Genomic DNA, 328 nt, shown 5'->3' on the forward strand with positions numbered 1-328 from the left:
CAAGATCAAAACAACCAAATACCACACAATAAATTCAAGCCACAAGATCAAATAACAAGAGGCTTGAATTCTCATCAAAAATTCAAGCCAAACAAAGAAAACCGTCAAATTCAAGCTAATCACAAAGAATATCATCAAATTCACACCAAACACACAAAAGAACATCAAATTCAAGCCAAACACTCAAAGTATTATAAAATTCACACTAAACACAAAGAAGACCATCAACTTCACACTAAACACAAAGAATATCATCAAATTCAAGCTAAGCACAAAGAAGACCGTCAAATTCAAGCCAAGCTAAGAAACACCAAGCTAGACTTTGAGC

At 33.5% G+C, this 328-nt stretch carries 1 protein-coding gene; it reads left to right on the forward strand.

Going from position 1 to position 328, the window contains the following annotated elements:
• Positions 1-328 (forward strand): hypothetical protein (locus DMC01_RS14380; RefSeq protein ID WP_221887185.1); only part of this gene is annotated, 328 nt, incomplete at both ends.

This window comes from Campylobacter troglodytis, assembly GCF_006864425.1.
Taxonomy (GTDB): Bacteria; Campylobacterota; Campylobacteria; order Campylobacterales; family Campylobacteraceae; genus Campylobacter_D; species Campylobacter_D troglodytis.